Origin of the sequence: Mesorhizobium sp., from assembly GCF_024509055.1 — a bacterium.
In the GTDB taxonomy this organism is placed as follows: Bacteria; Pseudomonadota; Alphaproteobacteria; order Rhizobiales; family Rhizobiaceae; genus Mesorhizobium.
The window spans coordinates 1-6,529 of the sequence record NZ_JANINM010000043.1 but is presented as its reverse complement, the minus strand read 5'-3'; the positions used below and the strand labels follow the sequence as shown (position 1 = coordinate 6,529).

The following is a 6,529-nucleotide window of genomic DNA, read 5'->3' as shown; positions in this document are numbered from 1 at the left end:
GATGCCGATCACATCGCCTTCTACCTGCTCGACGTCTGCGGCCACGGCGTCGGCGCTGCGCTCCTGTCGGCGACTGTCATCAACCTGCTGCGCACGGCGACCTTGCGCGGCATAGACTTCCGCGACCCGGCCGCCGTGCTTGGCGCACTCAACGAAGCCTTCCCGATGGAACGGCAGAACGACATGTTCTTTACAATCTGGTACGGGGTCTATGCCCGTCCGGAAGGCAGCCTGCGCTTTGCCAGCGCGGGCCACCCGCCGGCAATCCATTTGCGCGACGGCGGCGGCGGCACGCTCGCGCAGCCGCTGGCGACGCCGGGAGGCGTGGCAATCGGTGTTGTCGCCGATATCGGCTATGAGGCGGCGCAGGCCGAAATACGGTCGGGAGACCGGCTGCTTCTACTCAGCGACGGAACGTTCGAGATCGACGGGCCCGACGGAGACATGCTGAGCTTTGATCGGCTGATGGACTTCAGTACGGGCCCAAGCTGCGACAGCCCCGGAGCGGTCCTCGAATGGGTGCGCTCCTTCAACGGCGGCGGTCCCCTGCCCGACGATTTTTCGCTGCTGCGGATTGCCTTTTAGGCGCGAGGCCGAGCCGCTGGCCTTAATGGAACGACAGCACCACCAGCTTGGCGAACACCGGGCAGATGATGCCGGTATTAGACGACGTCAGCACATGCGGCGGACGTAGTTGCCGCCGGTGCTGATCCCCCAGAAGTAAAATTCCCAGAGATTTGCCTTCTTGTATCCGAAGACCATGCCCTGGTAGCCGCGGGAGGAGTAGTGAGCGCGTTCCAGCGACCCGCGGACGACCATCGGGCCGCTTCCCCCAACGCCCGCCGCAAGCAGGTCGAGCGGCCATTTGCGCTTCGCCGTCTCGCCACCCTCGTCGTCTGAGTTTTTGTTGGCGTGGAAGAACCAGGGCTGCGAGAGATCGCCGGCGACATAGATGTTGCAACCGGTCAGCGGCCCCGTTGCCACGAACTGCGCCGCGGGATCCAGCTGCAGATAGCTGCAATTGTCCGCCCGCCACGGCAAGAAACGGATACCTTCGTCGGGCCCACCTGTTCCGGCCTTGAGGTTGAGGTACAGCGTACCGCGTTCGACTTTCAGCGCGCAACGGGTGCCAGTTGGGAAGTGCAGCGTATTCGGCACTGGCCCGTCGGTCAGAAGCGCTTGCCATTTGCTGAGCTTCGGCTTGAGATTCACGCCTTCTTGATAGGCCGTGACCTCGCCCTCGACGCCGAGCTGGATGGAAACATACATCTGCTCCCGGAACCACGGCACCGGATCCCATATCGAGAAAGTCGCCATAGCGGTCCCCGCTTTTGCTCCTTAGACAGTGTCACGATGGGATGTCGCAATCAAGCAGCATGTCGTGAGGTGGCCGGCACGGTTTCCGAAGTGTCGCCGCGAATTGCAGCATTATAGCTTCCGCGGCGCTTTAGACGGTGGTCGTGCCACCAGCAAACGAGAGCGCTCCTGAGACCGGATCGACGACCGTGTCGTAGATGACGATCTCCGATGTCGACGCGACATCGAGAACGGCATTGATGCGAAAGCGCAGCGTGCGGTCCCGCGCTTGCTCCTCGCCCTTGACAATCTCCACGGAGAGTTCGCGCAGCCGCGGCTCGAACCGCCTGACGACTGCTTCAAGCCGCCGTCGGAACACCTCCTGTTGCGTTGCCGAGGCCATCTGCTGGATCTGGAGGTCCGGCAGCCCGAAGGCAATCAGTGAGGACTGCAATTCATCCAGTCCTTCCGGAAGCGCCAGATATCTTGGACGGGTATTGAACAGAGTCTCCAGGTCGCGACGGATGGATTCGCGCAATACGCGGATGGCGCGATCTACGTTGATGTCGGTTTCTATGTTGTCGCCTTGCAGCAATCTGTCGAACAACGGCAGGGCAACCGGCTCCTTGCTCGGCGTCTTCGCCATGCGATCATCCCTGCCTGATGGCACGTGCAGCCGGGATTTCCGTCCGCAGTTGAATTCCCGTCACGATCTGGTCGAATTGGAAATGCGGCTCGACCTGAATTACACAGGATAGAATTCCAGGCTTTCCGGGAATCTCGCTGACTTCCACCCTGCCGCCGCTCAACGGATAGCGGGCCTTCAGTTCGGGGCCGGCATCGGCATTGCCGAGCATATAGCCGCGCAGCCATTCGCCGAGCAGGCGCTGGAGTTCGGCCGCCGTCGTATAGGCTCCCACGCGATCGCGGGCGATCACTTTTGCGTAATGCGCAAAGCGACTGACGCAAAGAACATATTGCAGCATGGAGGACAGTCTCGCGTTCCTGCTTTCCGGCGTGTCCTCGATCGCGGGAACATGGAGCGACTGGGCGCCGAGAAAGACGGCGGACTCGGTATAGCTGCAGGGACTGAGCGCGACGAAGCCGAGTTCCTCCAGGACCTTCTGCTTCTTGTCGGTCAATTCGACCTCCAGCGGTCTGCGGTAGGCGACAGCCTCTCCGGTGGAAAACGGGGGAGCAGGAAGCCCGTTCAGCAGTCCCGCGCCAAGGTGTCCCTCGCGCGCTCCGCGGATGTCGGCGAACCACCCCGATTCCCGGAAGGCGCGGATGACGACCGCTCCGAAACCGAAGACGGCATTGCCCCACAGCCAATCGTCAATGCCCAGCGCGCGTTCGCGGTAGATGAAACCCTCGCGCCGGCCCGGCCCGTCGCCGTGAAGGCCGCGAAGCAGGATGCGCGGCAGGACCACGCCGAGGAAACGGCTCTCTTCCTTCTGCTGCAGGCGCCGCCAGCGTTGATATTCGGCCAGCCGGAAGCCGGCATCATAATTCTGGGCATACGAAAGTTCGGCAAAGTTGGCCACGCCGAAGAGTTCGGGCGCAGCGCCTATGACACAGGGAGAAAATGCAGCGGCGGCGACTTCGGCGAGACCTGACAGCGTTCCTATATCGTCCGTTGCCGCGACCGGCGCATCCTTCGTGTAGCGGTGGCGAATGGAATAGTCACACAGCAGAAGGCCGTATGGAAGGCCGCCGGGCATTCCATATTCCTCGCTGTAGACCTTCGTGAAGAGCGTGCTTTGATCGAAGTCGTTTGCACGCTCGAAGTCCCGTCCCAATTCCGCCCATGTGGCACTGAACAGGCGAACGATAACCTTGTCGTCGCTTTCGATCTGGTCAAGAAGATAGGAAACGCCGCGCCATCCGGCCTCGAGCCGCTTCAGATCCGGATGATGGAGAATGGCGTCGAGTTGCTCGGACAACACCGCATCGAGAGCGGCAAGGTCGCGATCGAGAAGGACGCGCAGGGAACGCGTTCTTTTTTCCTTCATATCCTCGAGGGAGCGGTCGCCAAACCACCGGCGAAGGAGGTCGGCCGGATTTTCCTCCGAGATGAACGCCTGCAGCGCGGACGCGCTCTCTCCCTCGGCGGCATCAAGAGCACAATCGACCACGCGCAAGCGCAACGGTTCATCGAAACGGCCGTACGCCGATGCCCCCGCGATCGCCTCCGCTACGCCCTCGTTGCCGGTATCGATCGTCAGGTCTCCCGTCTTCTTCGGCTCTGTAGCGGTTCATTATTTGATGGAACCGCCGACCCGACCTAACAATTCGCGTTCAGTCAGAAATTGAAGCTCCCTGCCCCCAAGTGGAGGCACGGCGCGTCAAGGAGTCAGTCAAGAGTCGCAACGGACCGAAGACCCTTTTTTGCCTTCGGTCCGGCGCATTCAGTTTATCATCCCATCTGTGGGATTCTGGCAACGAGCCGCATCGAGGCCGTCAGCTCCTCCATCTGCAGCCATGGCCGAAGATAGGCAACCGCATTGTAAGAACCCGGAGCTCCCGGCACTTCCGTCACCGAAACCTTGGCCTCGGCAAGCGGATACTGCGCCTTCATCTCCGCGCTGGCATCCGGATTGCCATTGACATAGTTCCGGATCCAGCTGTTCAGCCACCTCTCGCAGTCGGACGCCTCCAGGAACGAGCCGATCTTGTCGCGTCCCATCACCTTCAGGTAGTGAGCGAAACGGCCGGTCGCCATGATGTAGGGCAGGCGCGCGGATATGGCGGCGTTGGCCGTCGCATCAGGGCTGTCATATTTTTTTGCCTTCTGCGAAGTCTGGGCTCCGAAGAAGACCGCATAGTCAGATCCCTTGTAGTGGCACAGCGGCAAGAAGCCGAGCTTCGACAGCTCCGCCTCGCGCCGGTCGGTGATGCCGATCTCCGTCGGGCATTGCTGGTCGATGTCGCCGTCATCGCTTGTGAAAGTGAAGCTCGGCAGGTTCTCGACCTTGCCTCCGCCCTCGGCGCCGCGCACGGCAACGCACCAGCCATATTTCGAGAAAGCCGAGGTCAACCGCTCGCCGAGCGCATAGGATGCGTTCATCCAGCTGAACTGATCCTGGGTCATGGCGCTGACGACACCGTTCGAGCTGATTGGCGCCTCTTCGAACTTGAACTCTTCGATCGACCTTCCGGCAGAACCGTAGGGAACGCGGGCCAGCACCCGGGGCATGGTCAGCGTCACGAAGCGGGCATCTTCACTGTCACGGAAGCTGCGCCACTTGATGTATTCGGAGCTTTCAAAGATCTTTTCGAGATCACGCGGCTTTGACAGTTCGGTGAAGCTTTCCAACCCGAACATGTCGGGGCTGGCGGCCGATACGAACGGCGCGAAGGACGCCGCCGCTACGTTCGACATGCCCTGGAGCACCTCCAGGTCCTCGGTGCCCTTGCCGAATTCGTAGTCGCCGATCAGCACGCCGTAAGGTTCGCCGCCTGGCGTGCCGAATTCCGATTCGTAAATCTTCTTGAATATCTGGCTCTGGTCGAACTCGACCGCCTTCGTCAGATCCTTGTGCAGATCCTTTTTCTTCAGATTCAGCATGCGGATCTTGAGCGTCGCGCCGGTTTCGGAGTTTTTCACCAGATGGTTGAGGCCGCGCCAACTGCCTTCCAGTTTTTGGAAGTCCTCATGGTGTATGATCGCCGAGAGCTGCTTGGAAAGCTTTTCGTCGATGGCGGCGATGGCCCTGTTGAAGGTTTGTGTCAGGTTCTTGCTGAAGGTGACGGTGCCTGACAAGGCTTCCGAGGTCAGCGTGCGCAGGAGATCCTGCATCTCGTCCGGCTCGGAGTTGCGGGTGGCGCCGATCGCCTGATCGAGCAGGCTCAGGGAACCAGTTTCTTCGCTGCGGGCCGCCTCGGCCGCTTCGGTTTTCGCTTCGCTGCTCATCGCTTACGATTCCTTGCTGGTTTCGTTGCCGAGTTCTCCGGCCAGAGCGGAGAGCTTGTCGGTATTCTGAAGAACTTCCTCGAGGAGGCTTTCGAGTTCTTCCGAACGATCGACCTTCGACATGAGATCGCGCAGCTTGTTGCGCACTGCGAGAAGCTTGCGAAGAGGTTCGACCTGATCGACGATCGCTGCCGGCTCGAAGTCGTCCATCGAATTGAACTTTAGGGAGACCGCCATCTGGCTGTCGTCTGCAGCCAGCGTGTTGTCGACCTTGAATTCCGCCCCCGGCGTCATGCGCTGCATGACGTCATCGAAATTGTCACGGTCGATCTGGATGAACTTGCGATCCCTCAGCGGCTTTTGCGGCGCGTAAGGCTTGCCGGAAAAATCACCGATCACTCCGACGACGAAGGGCAATTCCTTGCGCACCTGCGCGCCTTCGGTCTCGACATCGTAGGTGATATGGACGCGCGGCTTGCGCACCCGATTGAGCTTCTGTTGAACGCTTTCTGCCATGGTCATACCCTCGCTGAATGTGTGGATCGACGTCGAGACGACCCGGTGCTGCGCGCCGGGCCTAGGACTCCTGGTTTCTGATGCCCGCAGCCAGCAGGATGCGCTGGACGTGTGTCGGGTCTCCGGCCAGTTCGGCGAGAAGCTCCGGCAATGACATTCGGGCCCGCCGAACGGTATCCTCCAGCGTGTACGAAATCGGCGAATGCGGCTCCGTCTTGCGGAAATAGCTGGCAAGGCGCGTAAGCTCCTCCAGCGCCTCGTTTCGCGAGGCATAGCCGTCGATACGCCGGACCGCGACCGTCGCGCCGCCCTCGGCACCCAATGAAGCGCCAGTTTCGGAAACGTCGTCCGCCGGCTGGGGATTGTCGATAGCGGCCGAGGCGAGTTTGTCGGCTGCAAAATAGCGGATGGAGGAAACGACCTGCTGAAGCAATTCGCGCAATCCCGAGACCGGAGGAGCCTCTGCTCCTGCTACGGCATCGAAAGCGCTCGACATTTCACCGAGCGCGGCCAAACATTCGTCGACGAGCGCGACAGTACCCGCGAGGTCCGAGGGCCGCGTTTCGGCGACGCTCTGCATGAACTGTTCCATCGACACCGCTCCCGCGTCAATGCGCGCCTGGCGCCGGGCTGGATCGGTGATCTTCTGCAGGTCGACTGCCTGCTCGTAGCTCCATAAGGAGTATGCCGCCAGCGAACCGTTCGTGATTGGGAGCAGCCGGATCGGCTGGACGAGCGTTCCGGTGGCACCCGCTCCGCTGAGGCCGGCGATCGACACCAGCTTGCCCTCGACACCGTCTTCGT

General features: G+C 61.2%; 6 protein-coding genes and 1 pseudogene. 1 reads left to right on the top strand and 6 read right to left on the bottom strand.

Annotation, left to right across the window (positions count from 1 at the left end; all coding sequences use genetic code 11):
• The coding region (locus Q0L57_RS02930; RefSeq protein WP_296737687.1) for a PP2C family protein-serine/threonine phosphatase at positions 1-585 on the top strand (585 nt) is incomplete at its 5' end.
• 87 nt (positions 586-672) lie between these two features.
• Here the strand turns inward: Q0L57_RS02930 and Q0L57_RS02925 are convergent.
• The 6 genes and pseudogenes from Q0L57_RS02925 to Q0L57_RS02900 form a co-directional block, all read right to left on the bottom strand.
• Positions 673-1,317 carry a hypothetical protein gene (locus Q0L57_RS02925; protein WP_296737685.1) on the bottom strand — a complete coding sequence of 215 codons (645 nt, stop codon included), beginning with the start codon at positions 1,315-1,317 and terminating at the stop codon, positions 673-675.
• Positions 1,318-1,447: 130 nt separating this feature from the next.
• Complete coding sequence (gene tssE, locus Q0L57_RS02920; protein ID WP_296737683.1) at positions 1,448-1,942, bottom strand: type VI secretion system baseplate subunit TssE; 495 nt, start codon at positions 1,940-1,942, stop codon at positions 1,448-1,450.
• A gap of 4 nt (positions 1,943-1,946) precedes the next feature.
• Positions 1,947-3,308 (bottom strand): type VI secretion system contractile sheath large subunit, encoded by a 1,362-nt coding sequence (gene tssC / locus Q0L57_RS02915; protein ID WP_296737681.1) that lies wholly within the window; start codon positions 3,306-3,308, stop codon positions 1,947-1,949.
• A 404-nt stretch (positions 3,309-3,712) separates the two neighbouring features.
• On the bottom strand, positions 3,713-5,209 hold the full coding sequence (gene tssC, locus Q0L57_RS02910) for a type VI secretion system contractile sheath large subunit (protein WP_296737676.1): 1,497 nt from the start codon (positions 5,207-5,209) through the stop codon (positions 3,713-3,715).
• A 3-nt stretch (positions 5,210-5,212) separates the two neighbouring features.
• On the bottom strand, positions 5,213-5,725 hold the full coding sequence (gene tssB, locus Q0L57_RS02905) for a type VI secretion system contractile sheath small subunit (RefSeq protein WP_296737673.1): 513 nt from the start codon (positions 5,723-5,725) through the stop codon (positions 5,213-5,215).
• Between the two features lie 61 nt (positions 5,726-5,786).
• Positions 5,787-6,529, bottom strand: a pseudogene (locus Q0L57_RS02900) (hypothetical protein); the annotation flags it as partial.